Here is a 337-nt window from a genome sequence, read left to right on the forward strand (position 1 = left end):
GGCCGAGCGGATATCGGCATTCGCCAATGCCCGCATTGGTGGGGCCTCAGTGACGATGCGCGCCTGAGCGAAGTGCCTTCGACACGCGCTCCTGATACCATACCCCCCTATGCCATACTCCGAGAGCGCGCCGTGAGCCACACCATCCGCGAAAAATCCAAGTTGCTGGGCCGCGTGCGCCGCATACGCGGCCAGGTGGAGGCGCTGGAACGCGCGCTGGACGCCGAAAAAGGGTGCGCCGAAGTCCTGCACCAGATCGCCGCGGTGCGGGGGGCCATCAATGGACTGATGACAGAAGTCCTGGAGGAGCACGTTCGCACGCATATCGCCGACCCGT

1 protein-coding gene is annotated in these 337 nt (G+C 65.0%); it reads left to right on the plus strand.

Translation table 11 applies throughout. The features are described 5' to 3' along the window. Positions 1-132: 132 nt before the first annotated feature. The coding region (locus tag ACR6JA_RS23225; protein WP_494599886.1) for a metal/formaldehyde-sensitive transcriptional repressor at positions 133-337 on the plus strand (205 nt) is incomplete at its 3' end.

The organism is Cedecea sp. B1(4) (assembly GCF_059414925.1).